This is a genomic window from Erythrobacter sp. JB1-4 (assembly GCF_057365025.1).
This window is the reverse complement of record NZ_CP200292.1, coordinates 387,079-409,442: the sequence shown is the minus strand read 5'-3', so window position 1 is coordinate 409,442 and position 22,364 is coordinate 387,079. Positions and strand designations below refer to the sequence as shown.

Below are 22,364 nucleotides of genomic sequence, written 5' to 3'. Positions count from 1 at the left end.
ATGATATGACACACACAAGCAATCCATCTGACCGCAAGCCCCTTCGTTTGAAATGGCTTCGAAGCGCCTCGATCCTTGCCGCCGCCTCAGCGATGGTTGCAAGCGGCGCGCCAGCCTTTGCGCAAGTTAATCCCGGAATTGGGGCGCATAGTGCGACGACCCCGCATGTTCTCCGGACTCCAAGTGCAGCCGATCTGCGTGTGCCAAATCAACCGCCCGTTCGCATTACAAATGCTCGGACAGTTCCGACGAATACGGTCAATACCCGGGCCATACCTGTACCGGCCGGTGCGCCTGCCATTAGGCACAATGCGGTGGCGCCCAATGTCCGGACACAGGTGAACGTCACACCGACACCAACAGCAACAGTGCCTCCACCGCCTCCAGTCAACATCACCCCAGCGCCTACCGCGACAAAAACCACAGCAAACGTGCCGTCCACTGCGTCGGCTCGCTCCTCGGCGAGCACTGACGGGATTTCGGTCAGGGCGACTGCGATGTTCGATGATGCAGAAGTGCGTTTTACGCCATCTGTCTCGGGCGATACTGTTGAAATTTTGGGTACATCAGCAATCATCGATTGGGCGACATTCGATATCGGAAATGGGACTCCGATCAGCTTCCTGAGTGCCGGCAATAATCTCTTCTTCACGGGAGACGCGAGCGATTACACCGTCCTCAATAGGATAACGACGACCTTCTTTACCGGGTTTGACAGCCCCGTTGTCATTGACGGCAACGTTTCATCGACCGTCAATGGTGGTGCATCGCAAGGCGGCAATATTTGGTTTTCGAGCCCAGGCGGTTTGATAATTGGGTCAAATGCCTCGTTCAACATCGGAAGCCTGCTTCTCACAAGCAGCGAGATCAATTCCAATGACGTGATCGCGGGTGCGTCTTCTATCGACTTTAGGAGAACGTCTGATCCGGCTTCGGCTGTCGAAATCCGGACCGGGGCGACCATCAACGCGGTCAATAACGATTCCTACGTGGCACTCGTTGCGCCGCGTATCGTTCAAAACGGCACGGTCAACGTGAATGGTTCGGTTGCTTATGTGGCAGCCGAAGAAGCCACTTTGACCATTCAAAACAACCTTTTCGATATCACAGTCGAAGTGGGCACTGAGGACGGTGAGGGCATCGTTCACAGAGGGACGACCACAGGCCCTTCGTCGCTCGGCTTAAGCGATGAGCAGGCGATGTATTTTGTTGCTGTGCCAAAGAACAATGCCCTGACCATGCTGCTTGGCGGTCAGATTGGTTATGCCCAAGCCGGCGCAGCTGATATTGTTAATGGCAACATAATTCTCACCACTGGTAACCGCGTTGAACGTCAGGAGCGTATCGCACGCATCAACTTCATGGACGTTGAGGTTTCCTCAAACACTGTCGACACATCGATTGATGGCGGCGCCACAGGAAGCATCGACCTCGCTGGTTTAAACCTGACATCCGATACAACAGCTTTTGCCGAGGGAACACTCGATCTTCGCGCGTTTACCGACAGCAACTTTAACGACAGCGACATTATCGTTGGCAGCGGTACAAACGAAGCTGACCTCACGCTTATCGCAGGCCAAGAGGTGAATATCTCGGTCGATCAGGTTGGTCTGATCGATGTAAGCGGTTCACTCGATGTAACGGCGGGTAATGGTGTCGGCAACGGCGGCAACATTAACCTGTCAGTTGATTTCGAGGATGGTTTTAGCACCCCTGACGGCGGGACACTTTCTGTTGGCAACAGCCTGACACTGGATGCATCCGGGCGTGGTCTCGATGATGCAGGCAATATCAGGAACAATGGCGGCCAAGGCATTGGCGGAGATGGAACTGGCGGCAATATCAGCGTCAGCGTGGGGCAGTTTGCGGGGCTCAGCGTTGGCGGGGATCTAATCCTTGATGCCTCGGCTAATGGCGGCACTGGCGAAGTGCGCGATGGTGCTGCGCAAGGAGGGAGCGTTTCGCTTTCCCTTGATGATGGTGGCATCGGCGTGCAGGGAAGCCTTATCGCTGATACATCAGCGCAAAGTGCAGGCACCGCCGGAGGCGTCCCTCTCGACAGCGCGCAAGGCAGCAGCTCTCGTGCAGGCGACGTTACGTTTGATATCGGCGGCGGCGGACTGACCGCCACAGGGCTTACGATTAGAGCCAGCGCTCAGGCAAGCGAAGGTGATGATGCGAACATTGCGCAGTCTAATGATGCAACTGGTGGCAATGTAACGCTCAACTTCAATGAAGGTGGCCACAATTTCGATTCTGCCTTTATCGATGTGTCCTCACGCGTGGCAGACTCGTTTGACGGCTCAGGATCTGATGAATTTGGCGGGGCTGCTGAACGCGGTACTGTTGCGATAAACATCTCTGGCTTTGATACTTTGGTCACAGCCGGGTCGCTTCGAATTGATGCGACCACGACGGGTTCTGTTGCGGCTCCATCGGGTGACACTGTTTCGATCAGCGCGTCTAATACCGGTTTTAGCCTTACAACCGGCCTTGATGTCTTTGGTTCGCTTGAGATTGATACAAGCGCCGTATCAGGTGCGCCAGGTGATCTGACCCAGGCAGGCAGCATCAGCCTTTTGGCAGATGGCAGCAACCTGATTGCAAACAATCTGTTTCTCAATGCAAATGCTGGAAATCGTGCAGGTGGTAGTGGTGAGGCCAGTGACCGGTTCCTTGGCGGCGATATCTCCATCACATCGCGCACCAACGGCAACATAAACGTCTTTGGATTTAGTCTAATTGATGCAAACGGAACAGGAATCCCTGATCCCGATAATCCCAATTCAGGGATCGGTCTTGGGGGCAATGTCAGCATTCTTGCAGACAACGGGATAGTCGCATTCGATGACTTCCTTTCCGTCGATGCTAATGGCTTTGCGACGCCAGATGCGGGCGCTGGCGATCAAGCAGGTGAGGGTGTAGGCGGAACTGTCACCATCACCGTGCAAGGCAATAACGGCGGCCTTAGCTTCGACGAATTGAGCGCAGGCACTGACGGCACTTTCGTATTTGATGGCGAGGTGTTGCAGACGAATTTTGATGGCGATGGCAGCACAGGCAGTGGCGGGCGTACTGAGTTTAATGTGCTCGGCGGAACGCTAACCGCTAACGAGATCACTGTTTCTTCCAGTGGGTTTGGTGGCCCGGGTGGTGAATTTGCCAATGGCAGCGTCAATCCAATCAATGGGTTTCAGAACACAGGCGAAGGCGGCGATGCCACCGGCGGTGAAGTCGTGTTCAACCTCAATGGTGGCAATGCAACCGTAACAAATCTGAACGTTGCCGCAGACGGCGTTGGTGGCTTTGGTGCATCGGGCGGAATTCCATCTCGCTTCGGCAACAGTACAGATACCACCAATGCAGGAAATGGGGGCAATGCAACAGGCGGTTCAGCGACATTCAACGCCATTTCGGGAAGCCTTACGGTTACAGATACGCTGACCGTTTCTTCCGGAGCTACTGGCGGCGGAGGCGGTCAATCGCGGGCTACGCTTGGCGCAGATGGCGGTGATGCGACGGGTGGAAATGCGACTTTCAACCTAGATGGAAGTGCCACGGTAAACGCAGCTGCTGTCGTTGTCTCGACGGAGGCCTCTGGTGGTGGTGGTGGTCTTAGTCTGGCCGATTCCCCGACCGATCCCGACCAAGGCGGCGGAGCAGGGGGTGACGCGCTTGGCGGAACCGCGGTCTTCAACGATATCGCTGGGAACCTTACATTCGGCACGCTTACCGTTAATTCCAGCGGCAGCGGCGGTGATGGCGGACGCAGTTCCGGCGGCTTTAGCGGCGTTCCTGCACAAGGTCCGGGCGGCGATGCTGGTAACGGCACAGGCGGCAGCGCGCTTATCTCGCTTAATCAGTCCGATACCGCGCCCAAGACCTATTCAGTTCTCTCCCAAGGCATTGGCGGCGCTGGTGGTGACGGCGGATTTGCAGGTGAAGGCGGCGATGGCACCGGTGGATCGGCAGAGCTTGCGGTTAATGATGTGACCGTCGTCTTCGATGCGCTCACAATCGATTCCACAGCAACCGGCGGGCTCCCCGGTGTTGTGAGCGATAGTCAAGTGACTGACGGCGGCAATGGCGGTGATGCAACGGGCGGGAATGCGCGCTTGCTCGTCAGCGGACCTAACGCCGACTTCCAAGCGAACTCTAGTGTTTCCATTATCGCAGGGGCAACAGGTGCAGCCGGCGGTCTTGGCTCACGCAGCATCAATGACATCGATCCAAGCGGCAGCGGCGGTTCAGGTGGCGATGCGACAGGCGGTTCTGCAACCATTGCGGTTGAAGACGATGCTCTCATTACCATTAGTGCGGCCGACTTTACGCTTAATACAGACAGCCTTGGCGGTGCCGGCGCAGATGGTCAGGATCAGCTTCTTGGCCTTCAAGCAGGTTCAGGCGGCCTTGGTGGTCAGGCCACCGGCGGAGTTGTTGCAATAACCGCGGCAAATGGCGGTGAGGTTACCATCACCGCGCCAACCTCTGATCCATTCCTGCTGTCGAGTTCAGGCACCGGCGGTGCTGGCGGCGCAGGTGGAGATGCAACGGACAACAAATTTGTCGGCAGCGGCGGGGTTGGCGGCACAGGGAGCGGGGGCTCTCCGACTTTGAGCGCGGTGGGCGGCACGATCAATATCGGTGATGTTGACTTGCAAGCAGCCGGTCAGGGCGGAAGTGGCGGCGCTTCTGGTCAAAATGTGAACAACCCTCTCGATACAGTTCCCGGTGCGAGCGGGGCTGGCGTTGGTGGAAGCCCTTCAATCGAAGTTATTGAAGGCAGCCCGGGCATTATCAATTTGGGCGATGTGAACATCGTCGCAACTGGCACAGGCGGCGGCGGTGTTTTCCAGCTCGCGAGCTCTGGTGGCATCGTCACCATAAGCGATATGTCGCCATCCATCGATGGCCTGATCGCTTTTGACAGCCTGACCGTTGATGCGACAGGCGATAATGGGACTGATACCGGCCTTATCTCTATCTCATCAGATAGCGGCCCGATCACGGTCAATGAGAGCCTCGATCTTGATGTGACCGGCGACATTGTGATCGCGATGCAAAACGACGGCCAATTGGTCGTCAATCCAACCGGCAGCGTGATCTTCAACACCACACTTGATGCAACGCAGAACATCACGATCAGTCACGCGGATCGGACGGACGGCGTAAGCACAATTGACGCTGGTACAACCTTTGTTGCCAATGTGACCGAGGGTTCCTTCGACAGCTCATCCAACGCGGTTATTACGGCTGGCACCGGCGCAACCGTCACCGCTGAAGAGATCGCTTATAACACGATCACGACCCCGCGCGCAGTGTCTCTGACCGCGACCAATGGTTCGATCACCGGCACAGCAGACGGCACGATTACCGGCTCGAGTGTTATTGATGCCATCACGCTGAATGCGACGCAGGACGTGACTTTTGGAACTCTGTTCGCCGACACCGATGGCTTCATCGACGTCGATGCAGGCGGCGACATAATTGGCGGAACCGCTGATGGGATTGAACGCATAGAGTTTAACACGGGCGGGGCGATCACCGTTGATGTGGTCGATACGAGCCGCGCCGGGTCCGGTATTGGACAAGTTATCGCCCAGGGTGGCTCAATCGATATCGGAACGCTCGATGCGAACGGCATCGTCAATCTGACATCTACGGTTGGCGATTTAGCATTGGGCGATGCAACCGTCGCAAGCACGCTCGCCTTGGATTCAGCAGGAGCGATTGACATTGGTACGGTTGTAGCGGGCAACTTTAGCGGGCTTGCGACGACTGATTTTGACGCTGATGGCATCTCCACCACCGGTACTTTTGGCGATGTCCTCGTCAATGCTGGCCAAACAGCAAATGTTGGTAACATTAACTCGAACAGACTGGTGACACTGCGCGGGACCGACATTTCGGGAGGCGATATAACCGCCGTAGCGTCAGTTGACGCCGAAGCCGATAATTCAATTGCTCTTGGCGATGTGTCGACGACCGGTAGCGCCTTTATCGAATTGACCACCGACGTCGGTGACATCACAGCTGGACAATTGAACGCTGCCCAAGGCGGCGTAATCGTAACTTCTGGCGGCGGAGCTGATGTGGTAGGCATCGATGCGTCGGCATCAGCAAGTGTCATCACTGCCGGCGATCTTGTGGTTGGCGATGTTACCGCTGGCAGCGCTGTTGGTTTGACGATTGGCGGTGATCTTACGGCGGGTAATATGTTCGCCGGAACCACGAGCCCCGGACTGACTGTGAATGTTGATGGTGATGCTGACATCGCCAGCGGCACAACCAATGGCCTGCTTGATCTCAACATTGGAGGTGCATTGACCGGCGGGGATTTCCTTGGCCAAGGAACGAATAGCCTGGTGACCATTGACGCAGGAAGCGTGGATGTGGGTCTTGTCCAATCGACCAATCAAGCCGTGAGTGTGGATGCACTCGGTGCGGTTTCCGTTGGCAATCTGGTGGCCAACTTCACCTCCAATGTGAACGGATCATCGGTTAATCTCGACAACGGAGCCCTTACACGCAGCCTCAATGTGACAGCCACCACCGGCGATATTACCGGGCTGGGTTCTATCACTGTCGGCAATACGGCGACATTCGATGCTGCGGGCAACATCGCGATTGGCACGCTTGAAGCTGGCGTAATCTCTCTCACAAGCGGTGCGGACTTGCGCTTCAATGGGCTTATCTCGCCAGCTGCAATCACGCTTTCAGCGGCTGGCATTATCGGTGCGACGACTCCTGGCGAAGGCGATATCGAAAGCGGCGGCGACGTCGATCTGACAGCCGAAGCCATCGATATGGGCGATATCCTTAGCGATGGCGCGATAACGGCAAATGCGAGCGGGGGAGATGCCAGCTTTGGTGCACTTGATGCTGGTGCAACGATTGAAATCACCGCCAAAGCCAATCCGATTGTCGAAAGCGTCAGCAGTGCAGGTGATGTAATCATCACTGGTGCGGCGGTTACACTTGATGTCGGCGATGTCGGCGGTACTCTGTTGCTCGATGCGCAGGCAGGCGACATCAACCTCAACTTTGACGGGACACAGCAATTGCTTGTGGCGGAAGGGGCGACCTTCAATGCCACCGGCGATATGAATGTGACCCACATCAATAACACGGCGGACACCCTATCGGTCGATGCAGGCCAATCGATCAATGTCAACATCGGCGGTTCGTTTAGATCGGGCGCAGGTTCGATCCTGAATACTGCTGGCGAAATGATCTTCGATGTTGCTGGCAACATTTCGGCCAATGATCTGCGGGCAGGCCCGGGGATTTTCTTGCAGTCTGGTGGAGATATCGTCCTCAACAATGCCAGCGCGTCTATGGAAGACCCATCGAGCAATCTAAGAGGGATCGTCCTTGAAGCGGGCGTCTTCGACTTTGGCGGTGGCGGCTCTGCATTCGATTTTGTTGATGCGACGATAACAGGAACCGTCACGAGCTATGCCGACATCGACATCACGGCCGGCAGCAACATCGTGTTCGCGCAAGGATCTAGCGTTGCTGCGGACAACGCTCTGATAGCCAATAGCGGCGATGATATTATCGTTGAAACGGGCGCTAACTTGTCGGCTGCAAACAATCCGACAGATGCGATCATTGCCGGGGCACCATTTGCCAGCGGACCCAATTTGACGCTTAACGCGGGCGGCGAAACGAACTTGCTGTCTATCGGGCTTACCCCAATTGCCTCGCTTGTCATCGACGGCACGCTCAATGCCAATGATGCGGCTATCATTCTTGAGGGTAACGCGATTGAAGCTCTTGATAGCGACCTCATCGCAGGCTCGATCAAAGCCGATGTGCGCGATGCGCCTAGTAATGTCGCGTTCCTGGGCGATGACGATGGTCTGCTCACCGGACCGTGCATCGAAGGCATCATTTGCCTTGGCAATATGGATGCCGATAACTCCATTGAGATCGGTCTTGATAGCAACAATGACACGATCCAACTGTTCATTGAACAAGCGGTGATTGAAGCAGCCAATATCTCGATTGAAACCCGCAATGACATCGTCATGGGCACGAACGGGATCGATACTGAGCTTAATGCAACCAACCGCTTCTCCGCAGAAAGCACCACGGGTAATGTGGAGCTGAACGACACATCAATTGGTGCCAATTCGATCTTCATTCAGGCTGCGGGAAGCGTTATCGGGACAGGCAGCTTGTCGAGCCCGAATGACGTTCAAGTGGTCGTCGGGGATTCGATCATTCTGGGTTCTATTGTCACCGACGGACAACTCTTCTCAACCCTGCTCGACACCGGCAATCCGCCCGAGACTTTCTTTGTACCAGGCGATTTGAGTGTAGGCTTTTTCAGTCAGGGCGGGGCAGATATCAATATCCGCACTGGCGGTTCGATTACGATCGGTGAAGCGGTTTCGCCTAACGATGTGATCCTGTCTGCGCCTGGTGATGTGTCCTTGGGTACAGCAAGCGTGCTGGGCGTTATCAGTTTGGATGGCGGCAATGTGGACTATGGCTTCCTCGATGGGGCCGAGGTCACAATCAGTGCGCCTGGGTCAGTCAATGGTGGCGATATCTTTGCTGGCGACAGCGTCAGTATTGATGGAAGTTTTGTCGATGTAAGAGACATCGATGCAGGCAACCAAGTTTCGGTAAGCGCTGACTTTATCGCGGTTGGAAACGTGTCGGCCGACGATATTTTCTTGCAAAGCGGCTCGGACATTCTCTTCGATAGCTTAAGCTCTTTCAACGCCATCAACCTTGATGCGTTCAACGGCTCTATCGCCGACAATGGCGGTGATGCGGACATTTCCAGCGACGGCGATGTGACGCTTGAGGCGTTTGATATCGCGATTGGCGATGTGACCTCGGCGGGCTCCATCACGGTAGATGCGACCACCGGTGATGCGAGCTTTGGCGTTGTCGAGGCCACCAACAATATCACAATCAACGCGGCAGGTTCGCCTAACCTCCAAAGCGCTATCAGCGGCGGTGACACGTCCATCACCGGCAGCCTTATCTCGATTAGCACGGTTGATGCTGGCGGAGACGTGGACCTGACCTCGACCACCGGGGGTGTGAGTGTTGGGGACACTTCCTCTGGCGGAAATGTGGATATCAATTCCGCTGACGAGATCGACCTCGCCAATGTTGAGGCGGCGGGTAACTTCTCCGCAGATGGCGATGCCGGGCTCACAGCCAATATCGCAACTGGTGGCGGCATTTTCGCAAGTCTAGCCGGCGCAGCTGACCTTGGCACATCGAGCGCAGATACCTTTGTGAACATTGGCGCGTCTCAGATTGAGTTCGATACGCTCTCAGCTGGCTCCACCACCAACCTTGTGGCTGAGACCTTTGTGCGGGGCGCAAGCCTCACCGGAGGAGGGCAAGTTGATGTGCGTGCAGGCTCTGACGGAGGTGCCGGCGGTAGTGCAGGTGGGCCGGTTGTCATTGCGCAACCCGGCGAAATTGACCTTGGCGCTTTGACCGCGCCCAACGCCAATCTTCGCGCTCTTGGCGGTCCGGTGACTGTTGCAGACGCCATCATTGCCGGGGTGCTCGTCGCGCGCGGTTCGTCGATTGATGTGACCTCAAGCACCAGCCTCAATACACAAGCGATCGCCGATGATGGTGACGTGAATATCACCGCCGATGACACATTGACTGCGGTTATCGCTGAGGCGGCGCGCGATGTGAATTTGAGCAGCGTGAACAGCGATCTCATCGTCAACGATGCATCGGGCAACAACATCAGCCTTGCAGCGGCGAGCGGCGTTACGATTGAGGGATCGGCCGATGCTGGCACTTTCCTTGAAGTTAACGCTGGCGGAACATTTGACGCGATCAACGGGACAGCTCTTGGTGAAGCCATCAGTGTCGTTTCGGGTGACGTAGCCCTTGGCGATGACAGCATTATCGGGGCCACAGACCGCACATTCTTCATCGAGTTTGAGACGGTTGGCGATATGGTCATCGGTGGTCTTAATGATGACGACAACCCATACCAAATTGATAACGCCGAACTGGCGCAGATCACTTCAGGGGGCGGTTTAAACTTTACCGCTCGCTCCAATGGCAGCGGGTTTGATGCCCTGCTTTCGCTTGGGGCTTCTGACTTTACCGCCGGTGACGGCGCGAATAGGTTCGGCCAGAGCTTTGGACAATCCAGCAGTCTCACCTTCACCGCTGAAGGCGATATTGAGGTTCTGGGCGATGTGAATGTCGCCAATGCGATCGCGGACACCACTGTATCCTTCGATGCTGCCAACCTCGTGAGGATTGACACAGCCAATGGCGGTGTCTTCGTCCTAGATGCGAACAATGGTCTTGCGGGCGATCTGTCGATCTTCGCGACCGACTTCCTTGCTGTAACCGACCAGGCTTTCGTTGATATTGATGGGCTTAGCGTTGCTGAGATTGATGCGCGGCTTGCCAATAACGATGGGGTTGTGCGCACTGATGGAGTGATCAGGGCAGGTGATCTGACGATCCAGACCACGGCAAGCGATGTGTTCATCCAGAACACCGCCACGGGAACTGACTTTGATGATCGCCGCGGGTTTGAGGTTAACTCGCTTTCTATCTCGACCGGTGGTTCGACCGCCCAGCCAATCGTAATCAACGGTGTGGTTGGGGGGCAGACCGGGATCGCTGCGATTGCTGTTACGACCATCGGCAGTACTCCTGCTGTGGGTTCAACCATTAACGGCTGCGTCATTGCCAACCCCGCGTCATGTTCAACTACCGTGACGCCGCCACCGCCGCCGCCGCCGCCGCCACCGCCGCCACCACCGCCGCCACCGCCACCGCCACCGCCACCGCCGCCGCCACCGCCGCCACCGCCGCCACCGCCGCCGCCGCCGCCGCCACCGCCACCGCCGCCTCCTTCGCAGGAGCCGAGTTCGGAAGCTTCGGAAGTGGAGACGCGCGACCTCATTGATGATGGTCTTGTGCCGCCAGATGTGCGTCCAGAGGGGCCGCTCCAAGGTGGACTTATCGACCTCACTCCGGACTCAGAATTTGAGGATGATCCTCTCATCGATGACCCTGTGACGGGTGCTGGTAATGAGGACTTCTGGGTCGATGACAGTGAGGAGTGTGAAGAGGGAGAGGATTGCAGCTCGTAACCGGGCTGTTTTCCTCGCCATTTTGGCCGATCTTCCTTCAGTTGTAGGAAGTTTGGCACACTTGGCACACTGTTCAGGGGTGAAAATCCAATCGATTACTGATGCACGTTGTAATCGGATGCATCGATCAGAGTTGTGTGGGTGCAAGAGGGCCATCTCCCGCGACTTAGCAAAGCCGCGAGATGTAGGAAATTCGCTTTAGAAGGCTGAATTAATGCGCTATTTTCGTGGGGGAGGGTTTAGGCAGTCTGTGCTCGCATCGCCAGCGTAAAGCCCGCCATCGACATAAATCACTTGGCCATTGATATAGCGCGCCGCGTCTGAACTTAGGAACTTTGCCGCATCGGCAATCTCATCAACTGTACCAAGGCGCTTGCCAGGGATGCGGTTGATGGCCTCGTCAAAACTTGCAGGATCTTTGCTCAGGAATTGGACGCCTACAGTGTCCGCGATCCCTCCTGGAGAGATGATGTTGGCGCGAACGCCTGCAGGGCCCCATTCGACCGCGCACACTTTGGTGAGCTGGTTCACGCCCGCCTTGGCAGCGCAAGCATGGGCCTGCATTGCGCTTGCCCGGTCGGCTTGGCCAGCGGAAATGGCGATTAACGAGGCTCCGGGCTTGGTGAGGTAGGGATAGCTTGCCCGAAACGCATTGAAGGTGCCGAACAGGTCGATATCGACGACTGTGCGGAAAGCATTGGGGCTCATCCCCAAGAGCGGCGCGTAGAAATTGCCCGCTGCACCTGCAACAAGCACGTCGATTGTGCCATAGGCATCTGCGACCTTCTTCAAAGCCGCCTCCACCGCATCATAGTCGCGCACATCGCATGAGAAGCCCATCGCATCGCCGTCTGCGCTGCACTCGGCCATAATTTCAGCTTCTGCATTCGCCGCACGGTCCGCGTCACGGCCAATCACCGCGACTTTTGCGCCTTCACGCGCGAAGCCTTTGGCAATCCCTAGGTTTATCCCGCTGGTGCCGCCTGTGATGAATACGGTTTTGCCTGCATGCTCGCTCATATTTGATGCCCCTCTCGCGTTCAGAATTTTGGCCTAAAACCTAGGCTCCACCGGCTTTCCAAAGATACCATCGGAGATGATGCGCTGTTGGATTTCGGATGACCCTTCGAAGATTTTAGTCAAACGCGCATCGCGCCAGCATCGTTCCACCGGGTAATGTGTTGTGTATCCCGCACCCCCAGAATTTGCAGCGCCTCACTCGTCACCCGCTCTGCCATTTCGGCGGCGTAGTATTTGACCATAGAAGCCTCTTGATCGCAGCGGCGGCCTGAATCAATCTCGGTGCACACGTGATACATCAGCTGGCGCGCGGCTTCGACTTCGGTGGCCATGGTGGCGACTTTGAAGCGGATGGCTTGGAAATTGCTGATCGGCTGGCCGAATTGCTCGCGTTCCTTGGCGTAGGCGATGGCCGTGTCGAGAGCCATTTGTGCGAGGCCAATCGAGCGCGCGGCGGTGTGCGCTCGGGCGATCTCTAGGCCTGAGACAACGCCGTAAAAGCCGCGGCCCTCGTTTTTGAGGTCGCGCTCATACACCGGCACGCGTACCCTATCGAAGGCAAGCTCATAGGTTTTCCAGCCGAAGTATCCGATTTTTGGAATGGGCGAGCCCGAAAGCCCCTCCATGAATTCGCCGCGCGGTTTCTCGACCGGAATAAGGGTCATGCCAGCATGGCGAGGCGCGCCTTCTTCGGCGCCAGTGCGCGCGACCACTTGGATGAAATCAGCCCGGTCAGCAAAGGTGCACCAATATTTGGAGCCTGTGAGAACCCACTCATCACCCTCGCGCACCGCTTTCAAAGCAACGGCTGCGGCGTCTGATCCAGCGCCGGGTTCGGACAAGGCAACCGCACCCATATACTGGCCCTTCGCCATCATAGCGATCCGCTCGTTGCGCTCTTCTTCAGTAGCGCCAGGCACAGATTTGTAGAACGTGTTGGCGCGCGCCAGAAGCGAGGAAACGCTCATCCATGCGCCGGCAAGTTCTTCGGCAGCGAGGCAATATTCAAAGCAGCCCAGACCAAGCCCACCAAGCTCTTCAGGGATCATAATGCCGAAGAACCCAAGCTCACCCATCTTATCGATCAGCTCTTGCGGGATATCGCCTTGGACAGGATCGAGCCTATTCGCGACCGGCAGCACTTCATCGCGGGCAAATTCGCGCGCCATTTGCTGCATCATCCGGCGTTCCTCGGTCATATAACCTTGGACGCCTTCGCGCGCTGTGCGTTCTTCGGGGGTGAGAACATTTCGATAAACCCTTGTGTGTCTTTGCACGCCTCCGTGCCTGAGTTTCATTATGCAACGCAAGAGAGATTGTGAGAAACTTGGAGCCTAGCCACTGCAACTGGACCCTAAGGGGTGTCCCCCTCGCTTGGTTACGGGCGTATTTACGATAAAGTCACCTTAATGGACTAGCGCGGTCACCCAACGGCGAATTCGATTGTGGCTAGGGTTATGGATCTCTCACGCAGAAAGTTTCTTGCAGGCAGTTTGGCGAGCGCTGGTGCGCTGGGGGTTGCTGGCTGTTCAACAGCGCGGTTTGGTTCGCAGTCGAGCTATCTGACTCACATCGTTCATCCACAGAACTTCAACACGGTTTATCACTGGGTCGATATCGTTTTGCAGCAGACCCGCGATCAGCGCGTGGCTCCACCTCGTGCCGCGTACAATTTCGCAGCGCCCATGGTGGCAGGTTTTGTCGCCGCCAATGGCATTATGCGCCGCTATGCCGACCAATATGGTTTGGGTGACGGGCCGCGCGGTGCTCACCCTGAGGTTGCTTACGGGGTCGCCTTTGCAACCGCTGCCTCTCAGTGTTTTGGTCAACCGTTTCTGTGGGAGCGTAGCGCGTTCAAAGACAAGTTCCCCGATAGCGAAGCGAAATCGCTTGGCATCGAATGGGGACGCCGCGTGGGCATTGCGATCAACAAAATGCGCACCCACGATGGTTCCGAGCCGCACAGTGTGAACTTCTACCATGGCCGCTATCCGCGCCGTGAGGACACTCTCAAATGGACTCCAACCGGTCCTGCCTATGCGGCGCGCCCCGGCCCTGCGGTCGGTGCGTATGAGCGCGGGCTTTTCCCAGGGCATGGCAAGATCAAACCTTGGACGATGAAGAGTTCGGACCAATTCCGCGTTGCCGATTTCCCCGATGTGCGCAGTCCTGAGTTTGCTCAGGAATTTGAGCAGGTTTGGGAATTGGGCGGCAAGAACAGCCGCTCACGCACTGAGGATCAGGCGCAGATTGCTTTGTTCTGGGAAGATGGCCCCTGGGGGATCACGCCGCCTGGACACTTCCTCTATATCGCTGCGCAGGTGATGCAGGATCGCGGCTATGATTTCCTCGATATGGCGCGCAATTTTGCGCTTTTGGGCGCGACACAGGCGGATGCTTCGATCAATGCATGGGATAGCAAGTATCACCACGACATTTTGCGGCCTGAAACCGCGATTTGCCTGCGCGCTGATCAGTTGGGTGCAACTGACCCACGCGTTCAAAAGGACCGTAAGTGGGAAAGCTATATCCCAACGCCAAACTTTCCCGCCTACACGTCGGGCCACTCGACGTTTGGTGCGGCTGGCATTGAGATGACCAAGCTCATCCTTGGCACGGACGCTGTTAAGTTCAGTCACGAGTCTCCTGATCAAGTCCTATGGCCAACGCTTACCGGCAAAACGCGTTACTTCACCTCGCTTGATCGAGCGCGTTGGGAGAACGGCATGAGCCGCATTTACGGCGGAGTGCACTGGATGTCGGATCACAATGCGGCCGATGATGCAGGCAATAAGATCGCCCGCCACGCCTTCGACACTATGTTCCCAAAGCGGGCGTGATCGATGACCAAGCTTAGCCTTCTTTGCGGTGCCTTTGCGATCAGCCTTTTGGCAACTCCAGCCTACGCACAGGTTGTCGACCTCAATTATGATCGTCTTTCCTCCCTCGAAGAGCCGATTGCTTATGAGTTTGCAGGGATAACTGTCGAACTCAGCGGTGTGGCCGATGTCCCTGTGCTTGCCCAATACGACAACGTAACGGGTGGTGATCAGCCGACGATTGACGTTGAATTCGTTGGAAACTTCCAAGTCGCCGCCGAAACGCAGCTCGCCAATCGTTGGGAAGTGGGCGTTACCTATTTTGGCCAATATTCGACCGATCCCGGCAGTCTTTTCCTTGGCGGGCCGATGGGGCAGGACGATTACAACGACAATGTCGCAGGCTTTGTGCGCACCAGCTTTGGCACCTTCATAGGCGGCAACACGGGCAATCAGGTGCGCGAACTCACCCGGCGTCAACGCGGTGTTGGCAATGGCTTTCTCGCATTCGATGATTTCTACGGCCAGCTGTCACGCTGGGGAGGGGCCTATGTTGGCCGTTTTGGAGCGAGCCAGATTGGCGTTGCCGTTGACGAGAATGGCGACTTTGAAGTCGGCACTGCCCTGCAACGCCCCATACGCCAGCGCGACCTGCGCTTCACAGGCCGGGTCAGGCGCGCGGCCTTCACATCGGCTGATGGCACGGACGAGTTTGACACCATCGGCGCGGGCGCTGTTGGCGAGCTTGTCTATGGCAGCACGATCTATGATCTTGGGCTGGGCTATGAGAATGTGGACGGAGTTATAACAGACTTTGATCGCTGGTTCGTGTCTGCCGGTGCGCAAAAACAATTGGGCGGCCTCAGACTTTCGAGCGAGCTCCATTACGGACAGGCCGCTGGTCAGTCCGAATTCGCAGCCAGTGTTGGGGCCGGATATGATATCGCGCGCGGCTTCTCGTTAAATCTTGGCGTTAACGCACAGGATGCTCGCATCGTCTCGGACGGCGTTCAGGTTGTAGAAACCGACCAAGTGTCAGCAGTGGCATCAGCACGGTACAGCTTTTAGCAACGCTGCAGGTGCAAAGCGGCTTGCTGTATTGGGCGATGTGATGGCCGCCTTGCTCGCGCAAACATTTGTAAATTTCCGCCAGATTTTGCGCACATTTTTTGGCTTGGCGACGCGAATGCGTTATCAGTGTCCCCGACAGGGTCTAACACTTGGCGGGAAGCCTAAAATGTTCAAAAGTTTTGGCAAATTTCTCATCTTTGGCGTGGCTGGTAGCGTGGCTTTGGCAGCCCCGGTTGCAGCGCAAGACCGCAGCTCAAAAGATGACGCGGTCCAATACACCTTTGAAGAAGGTGATACGCTTTACGGCCTGGCGCGCGACTATTTCGTTTCAGAAAATGCAGCCCTTCGCGTTCAGCGCCTCAACGGCATCGCAAATGACCGCGGCATCCCGGTGGGCGCGGTCATCACCGTGCCGCGCTCGCTCCTCAAATGGGAGCCTGTTTCGTTGCAAGTCGCCTATTTCACCGGGGATGTGCGCATTCAAAAGGGCGGCAGGACTGCGGCCCCTGTCCAAGGGCAACAGCTGCGTCAAAACACGATTGTTACGACCGGTCCGCGCTCGTTTATCTCGATAACGGGCGAGGGTCGCACTGCCGTCTCGCTTCCGTCAAACTCAAGCGTTCTGATTAAGCGCGCGAGGCGTTATACCATTAACAACGCTCTGGATGTGGATCTTCGCGTGCTTAAAGGGCGCGGCGAAATCAGGGCGCCCAAATTGCGTGATCAAGAACGGTTTCGCACAGGCACTCCTTTGGCTGTAACCGCTGTTCGCGGAACAGATTTCCGGGTTGCCTATAACGAGGAAAACGGCACTGCTTTGACCGAAGTGACCGAGGGCCTTGTCGATATCTCGATTGACGGCGCTTCAACGGCGGCGGCTGCGGGTAAGGGCGTAGCGAGCGATGCAACGGGGCTTGGTCAGCCTGAAGATTTGCTCCCTGCACCCAGCGTTGCGGATCGAAACACGCTTCAGACAAAAGAGCTGGTCGAGTTTTCGATCACTCCGCTATCTGGTGCCGCCGCCTATCGTACACAAATCGCAAGCGATGTGACTTTCACAGATGTGATAGACGAGGCTGTATCTTCCAATCTCACTGTTGCGTTTGCCGATGTGGATGATGCGCGTCTTGCTGTGCGCACACGGGCGATTGCGGCCAATGGGCTTGAAGGGTTTTGGCAAGAGGGTGACCCATCTTTCAGGCGCAAACGTGTCGGGGGCTCTGCTCAGGTTGAGCCTGCACCATTTGCCGATGCCTTCAAGTTCGCATGGTTGTCAGTAGGCAAAGGCCCCAGCTACACCGCGTTTCAGATGTGGCGCAAAGATGCACCCGATACGCTTGTTATTGATGAGGTCGGGCTTGATTCAGGCGGTTTTTACGTCTCTGATCTGCCCAATGGAGCCTATCTGTGGCGCACGGGAACATCGGTGATCGATGAAGGGGAGGTCATCAAGATTTGGAACGAACCTCAACCTTTGAACGTGGCCGACTAGGCATAAAGGGCCCCTTGCGGCCCGTTTGACAAGCCTTGGCTCCAACCCGCAAATCCCGACTGCTTGCCGAATGGTTGCTGCTTTTTGCAGCTATGCTTGCACTGCTTATCGTGGGGCAGCAGCGCGGTTGGATGGAGCGATTTGATCTCTTCCTTCTTGACCTGGAAGGGCAGGCCAATCCTGCTGAGATCGATCAATCACTTATCCTTGTTAAGATCGATGAGCTCTCGCTTGAACACGTCGGCGCTTGGCCTTGGGATCGGCGTGTCCAAGGGGAGATGATCGAGATTTTAAGCTCGTATAGCCCGCGCGCGATCGCATATGATGTGCTCTTGGTGGAGCCTACTGACCCTGAGAGCGACCGGGCATTGGCCGATGCAATCAGCGCGAGCGAAAAAACTGTATTGGCCCACAGTTTTGTTGAAAAGAGCAATGGCGAGAAAGGCGATATGCCGGTTTTCCCGCTACCCTCTTTCCACAATGGCGCAGGTGATGTTGGCCATGTTGCCTTGGTCTCGGATGCCGATGGAATAACCCGAAGCTTTGATCTGTACCGCGAAATCGAAGGCACCCGGTTCGCGCACTTTGCAGCAGCAACACTTAGAGTTGCGGGAAAACAGCCTTGGCAAAGCGGTGCAATGCCGCAAACCGCAAGTGTTCGATATGGCGATCCCGATGGCCCGAATGGACTGCGCGATATTCCGGCAACGGCGGTTTTGTCGGGACGTGTGCCTGCGGAGTATTTTGAAGACGCGATCGTCTTTGTCGGGGCCACCGCTCCTGGATTAGAAGACCGCTATTCGGTGCCATCCTATGCTGGTGGCATTCTCACCGGGGTCGAAATGCAAGCGCATCTCACCAGCGCAATTCTTACCGATAATGTGATTGAGCGGGCTGGCATAGGCTGGACTTTGGCGTTTCAGATCGCGGTCATCGCCCTTTTGTTTGCAAGCTTTTGGCGAATGTCGCCGCGTTTGTCCTTGATCATCGCTATCGCGCTGGTCGCCGCTTTGTTTGCCGCTTTCTTTATCGCTTTGATCGGGTTCAACCTTTTGCTGCCCGTAGGCGTTGCCTTTTTGGCGATTGTTATCGCTTATCCCCTTTGGGGATGGCGGCGTTTGGCGTCTGTAAGCCGATTTCTGGAAAATGAGGCTGCAAGCCTGCGAGAGCTTGCCAGTATACCCAAGGCCGAAGCAATCGATGGGTTTGATGTGGTCGCGCAACAAGTGGCACTGCTCAAACGGCTTACAAAAGGCGTCTCAGGCAATTTGATGCTCATTCAAGACGTGATCAACGCCTCGCCTGATGCGATGCTTGTGACTGATGGGGAGGGCGGGCTTTCGCTTGGTAACTTTGCGGCGCAAAACCTGTTTGGTCCGATGAATGAAGTGCTAGGATATGGCCTGCCTGAGCTGCTTGCGGTTGCAGGCGGTAAGCTTAGTGAGGACCGGGACGAGTTGACACTTGGCGATGGGCGCACCTTCTGGCTTGCTTCGGCTGATCTTGACCCTGATGTGGGAAGCAAGGTTTTGTCCCTGCGCGAGGTCACTGAGATCAAAGAGGCAGAGCGGCAAAGGCGCGAAACATTGGAGTTTTTGAGCCACGATATGCGTTCGCCTCAGGTGGCTATAATTAGCCTTGCCAATCACAGGAGTTCCAATGGTGACAGTGACGGGCTTCCTATAAAAGACCGCTTTGTTCGCATCGAGGATCAGGCTCGCCGCACGCTTAAACTCACCGAAGACTTCGTACAGATAGCTCGGATTGCCAATGAGGGCCTTGAGCGCGAGGAGACAGAGATGAATTCTGTCCTGCAAGAAGCGGCTGATCGTGCCTTTCCATTGGCCCACAAGAAGCGGATCAGGGTGGATTTTGAAGCCGGTGATGAGCCTGTATTTGCGCGGCTTGACGCCTTCGCCGTTGCGCGCATGCTCGACAATCTAATCAGCAATGCGGTGAAATTTTCGCCCGAAGGCTCGCAGGTGTCGCTTGGGCTCGAGGCTGATGGTCAACGCAAGTTTGTGATCAGCGTTGCGGACACCGGACCCGGTCTTTCGCCAGAGCGGCGTGAAGACCCCTTCGCCCGCTTTGGCGCGCGCGATACGAGCGCTGGACCAAGTTCGGGGCTTGGTCTTGCCTATGTCAAACAGGTTGTAGACCTGCACGAGGGTTCGATTGAGGTGAGAACAGCGCCGGGTGAGGGCACTGCGTTTGTGATCACCTTGCCGGTTGGCTGATTACTTGCGAAAAGTGCGGCTTACCAAAAGCTCTGCAAGATCGCCCAATTGAGCGAGATCGCCGGGACAAGCGAGAAATTCGCCTGAGGATTTCGCCTGAATGCTGCCCCCTTCGCGCGAATACACCACAAGGCTAGCGCTTATGCGATTGGGTTTGCATTTGTCGAAAAGGCCCGCCTCAACCTTGGCAACGGCTGTGTCTTTAGAGCTGGCGTCGTTCGAGATGGGCTGCAATCCCAGTTCGACGGGACGTTCAGAGACGGAGTAATCGGCAAGAAAGCGCGCTCCACTTTCCAGCGCGACGCCGTGCTGGGCAAGAGACCGCGTGACTTCTGAACGAAACTGCGAACGAAGGCCCATTTCGCGCGGTTCGCCAAGAAGCTCAACCTGCGTCACATAACGCGGATCGGTTTGCGTCGCCGTAATCGTGGGAGGCGTACCAACCGCGCAGGCAGACAAACCAAAGGTTGCAGCAGCCAACATCCCGGCCGATTTCGTGCGGGCGTGTCCTTCAATCGTCATCTGCACCAGCTCCCACGTTGAACCCACAATGGGCCCTCGATAGGATCACTGGAGACAGGCCGATCAGGTTAGTGCTTCGACCTCAAAGTGATCCATACGGTAACCAAAGCCAAAAACGGTCCTGATCACAAGCCCTGATTCAGGCGTAAGCCCCAATTTCGACCGAAGCCGCGAGATATGCATGTCAATTGTGCGGGTTTCGACGTCGATATTTCCGCCCCAGACCCGGCTGAACAAATAGCTGCGCGATAATGGCCGGTCGATGTTTTCAAATAGAAGCACCGCCAGATCATATTCCTTGGCTGTCAGGGTGATCACTTCGCCATCACGGCTTATGCTGCGCGAGCTGTAATTGACCTCGAACGGCCCGAACTCTGCGGACTCGCGCGTCTCTTTGACCGCTGTTCGCCGGGCTGCTGCCTCAATCCGGGCGCGAATGACCTCTTCGCTTTCAGGCTTGACGATGTAGTCGACAGCGCCCGCTTCAAGGCCGGCGACAATATCGCTTTTGTCCTGACGACTGGTGAGCAAGATGAAGGGCGGTGGTGCCTCAAGGTTGTCTCGCGCCCAATTGAGGACTTCAAAACCGGTTTGCCCCGGCATATTCCAGTCAAGCAACACCACGTCATACGTATCACGCTGCAAGGCCTTTTGCATGTCGAGGCCATTGGTGAAATCATCAACAATATGACCGGCTTTTTTGACAAGCGCCATGACCTGTTCGCGAATGTCACGGTCATCATCTGCTAGGGCAATTCGCATGGGGCCTCTCCTCTGGCACATGTACAACATGAACGGTTTGTTACATCTGCGTGTTACATTTCTCAGGCGATCAATCCAGTCGGTGAAGCCATTCAAGGGCTACAAATTACATCTTTTTACCGACTGAAACACATGCTTGAGACGCGCGCAAAAAGAATGAGGCGGGCTCCGGGGGGTTAGGATGGAGCCCGCCTCAAACGATTGGCTTGGCACTTGTGTGCTAAAAACCCGAAGGGCCCAGCCGCACGTCCATGATACTGCTGCTGCTCTTTAGTCGGCAACGTGTTCAACCGTCTCGAAACTATTCGCTTCGACTGCGGCGCTGTGTTGTTGGGCGCCGCCGGTTGAGCAGTAAATCGCAAGGAAGAACGAGGCGAAAACCGAGAAGGCGCCTAGGCCGATTGCAAGCCAAAGGGTGCTTGTATCTGGCGTAGTGTCATCCACTCGGCGATCCATATCGCGTCGTCCCCTCCCTTGTGTTCGTTGGGAGGGCATATAGCGACAAAAATTGAGGCCGGTTGTAAACTGATGCAAATTGTAAAATCGAGGAGGGGTTTTACAAGAAAATCAATGGCTTTTAGTCTGAAGGCAAAGCTGAAAGATGAGCGACTATCTCGTCTTCAGAGACAACATCGGCATATTTTGCCTGCATATCGAAAAGATTTGCATCGTGCGGTCCCTCGTGTCGATCACCGCACGCCTCGCGAACGACGCTCGTGATGAACCCATGGCTCATCGCATCAACACAGGTCGCGCGCACGCATCCGCTGGTGGTGAGCCCTGTGAGGATGACATTGTCGACCCCAAGGCTGGTGAGGGTTGATGCAAGCGAGGTGCCGAAGAAAGCGCTGGGGTATTGTTTGGAGATGATGAGTTCATCCTCGGTCGGCTCCAAACCCTTGGGCCAGGCACCCATGGGGCTTCCTTCAAGGAAATAGCGAAGAGGCCGAGCCTTTTCATAAAAGCGCCCGCCATTGATAGCTTTTGGGTGATAGACAACGTTCGTGAGGATTACCGGGATACCAGCCTTGTGTGCCGCCTCGCGTACGCGCAACGCAGAGGCGAGGGCGTCGTCGACATCGGCATAAAGGTCGCATTCGGGATCAAAGTATCCTTCGACAAAGTCGATTAAGATCAGCGCTGGCGACTTTCCGAACCCTGCCACGCCGCCATAGGCTTTCGCGTAATTTTCATCCAATCCATCTGACATTGCGTCGCCTTTCCATGGAGCCTTCCTTCGCGTTTGCCGAGCCGGGCGCGAGGGTCAAGCGCGAAGCACTCGCCTGATGGATAACTCGTGGCTGAATTGAAAACCCGCACGCACAAAAGT

General features: G+C 56.1%; 10 protein-coding genes and 1 pseudogene. 5 read left to right on the top strand and 6 right to left on the bottom strand.

Annotated features, from left to right (window positions below; all coding sequences use genetic code 11):
* Window positions 1-5 precede the first annotated feature (5 nt).
* Window positions 6-11,111 carry a hypothetical protein gene (locus AC0V61_RS01985; protein ID WP_486155589.1) on the top strand — a complete coding sequence of 3,702 codons (11,106 nt, stop codon included), beginning with the start codon at window positions 6-8 and terminating at the stop codon, window positions 11,109-11,111.
* Window positions 11,112-11,330: 219 nt separating this feature from the next.
* Here the strand turns inward: AC0V61_RS01985 and AC0V61_RS01980 are convergent, their stop codons facing one another.
* Both AC0V61_RS01980 and AC0V61_RS01975 read right to left on the bottom strand, forming a co-directional pair.
* Entirely contained in the window at window positions 11,331-12,131 is an 801-nt protein-coding gene (locus AC0V61_RS01980; RefSeq protein WP_486155588.1) for an SDR family oxidoreductase, read from the bottom strand.
* Window positions 12,132-12,164: 33 nt separating this feature from the next.
* A pseudogene (locus AC0V61_RS01975) lies at window positions 12,165-13,300 on the bottom strand (acyl-CoA dehydrogenase family protein).
* A gap of 288 nt (window positions 13,301-13,588) precedes the next feature.
* Between AC0V61_RS01975 and AC0V61_RS01970 the strand changes: the two are divergent.
* The 4 genes from AC0V61_RS01970 (at window position 13,589) to AC0V61_RS01955 (ending at window position 19,750) form a co-directional block, all read left to right on the top strand.
* Window positions 13,589-14,971, top strand: coding sequence for a hypothetical protein (locus AC0V61_RS01970; protein ID WP_486155587.1), 1,383 nt, complete (start codon window positions 13,589-13,591; stop codon window positions 14,969-14,971).
* 3 nt (window positions 14,972-14,974) lie between these two features.
* Window positions 14,975-16,018: a hypothetical protein gene (locus AC0V61_RS01965; protein WP_486155586.1), complete on the top strand. Its 1,044-nt coding sequence runs from the start codon at window positions 14,975-14,977 to the stop codon at window positions 16,016-16,018.
* Window positions 16,019-16,187: 169 nt separating this feature from the next.
* The gene (locus tag AC0V61_RS01960) at window positions 16,188-17,513 is read left to right on the top strand and encodes a FecR family protein (RefSeq protein WP_486155585.1); all 1,326 of its coding nucleotides are present in this window, start codon (window positions 16,188-16,190) and stop codon (window positions 17,511-17,513) included.
* A 35-nt stretch (window positions 17,514-17,548) separates the two neighbouring features.
* Window positions 17,549-19,750 (top strand): CHASE2 domain-containing protein, encoded by a 2,202-nt coding sequence (locus tag AC0V61_RS01955; RefSeq protein ID WP_486155584.1) that lies wholly within the window; start codon window positions 17,549-17,551, stop codon window positions 19,748-19,750.
* Here AC0V61_RS01955 and AC0V61_RS01950 read toward each other — a convergent pair whose 3' ends face one another.
* The 4 genes from AC0V61_RS01950 to AC0V61_RS01935 all read right to left on the bottom strand — a co-directional run bounded on the left by AC0V61_RS01950 (window position 19,751) and on the right by AC0V61_RS01935 (window position 22,244).
* The gene (locus tag AC0V61_RS01950; protein ID WP_486155583.1) at window positions 19,751-20,272 is read right to left on the bottom strand and encodes a hypothetical protein; all 522 of its coding nucleotides are present in this window, start codon (window positions 20,270-20,272) and stop codon (window positions 19,751-19,753) included.
* Between the two features lie 63 nt (window positions 20,273-20,335).
* Window positions 20,336-21,034 (bottom strand): response regulator transcription factor, encoded by a 699-nt coding sequence (locus tag AC0V61_RS01945; protein ID WP_486155582.1) that lies wholly within the window; start codon window positions 21,032-21,034, stop codon window positions 20,336-20,338.
* 270 nt (window positions 21,035-21,304) lie between these two features.
* Window positions 21,305-21,490 (bottom strand): hypothetical protein, encoded by a 186-nt coding sequence (locus AC0V61_RS01940; protein ID WP_486155581.1) that lies wholly within the window; start codon window positions 21,488-21,490, stop codon window positions 21,305-21,307.
* A 121-nt stretch (window positions 21,491-21,611) separates the two neighbouring features.
* Window positions 21,612-22,244, bottom strand: a complete 633-nt coding sequence (locus AC0V61_RS01935; RefSeq protein WP_486155580.1) for an isochorismatase family protein — start codon at window positions 22,242-22,244, stop codon at window positions 21,612-21,614.
* Window positions 22,245-22,364 lie beyond the last annotated feature (120 nt).

Coding starts and splice junctions, on each gene's coding strand:
- AC0V61_RS01960 (WP_486155585.1), top strand. CDS start 16,188: ATGTTCAAAAGTTTTGGCAAATTTCTCATCTTTGGCGTGGCTGGTAGC.
- AC0V61_RS01970 (WP_486155587.1), top strand. CDS start 13,589: ATGGATCTCTCACGCAGAAAGTTTCTTGCAGGCAGTTTGGCGAGCGCT.
- AC0V61_RS01985 (WP_486155589.1), top strand. CDS start 6: ATGACACACACAAGCAATCCATCTGACCGCAAGCCCCTTCGTTTGAAA.
- AC0V61_RS01980 (WP_486155588.1), bottom strand. CDS start 12,131: ATGAGCGAGCATGCAGGCAAAACCGTATTCATCACAGGCGGCACCAGC.
- AC0V61_RS01950 (WP_486155583.1), bottom strand. CDS start 20,272: ATGACGATTGAAGGACACGCCCGCACGAAATCGGCCGGGATGTTGGCT.
- AC0V61_RS01935 (WP_486155580.1), bottom strand. CDS start 22,244: ATGTCAGATGGATTGGATGAAAATTACGCGAAAGCCTATGGCGGCGTG.
- AC0V61_RS01965 (WP_486155586.1), top strand. CDS start 14,975: ATGACCAAGCTTAGCCTTCTTTGCGGTGCCTTTGCGATCAGCCTTTTG.
- AC0V61_RS01945 (WP_486155582.1), bottom strand. CDS start 21,034: ATGCGAATTGCCCTAGCAGATGATGACCGTGACATTCGCGAACAGGTC.
- AC0V61_RS01940 (WP_486155581.1), bottom strand. CDS start 21,490: ATGGATCGCCGAGTGGATGACACTACGCCAGATACAAGCACCCTTTGG.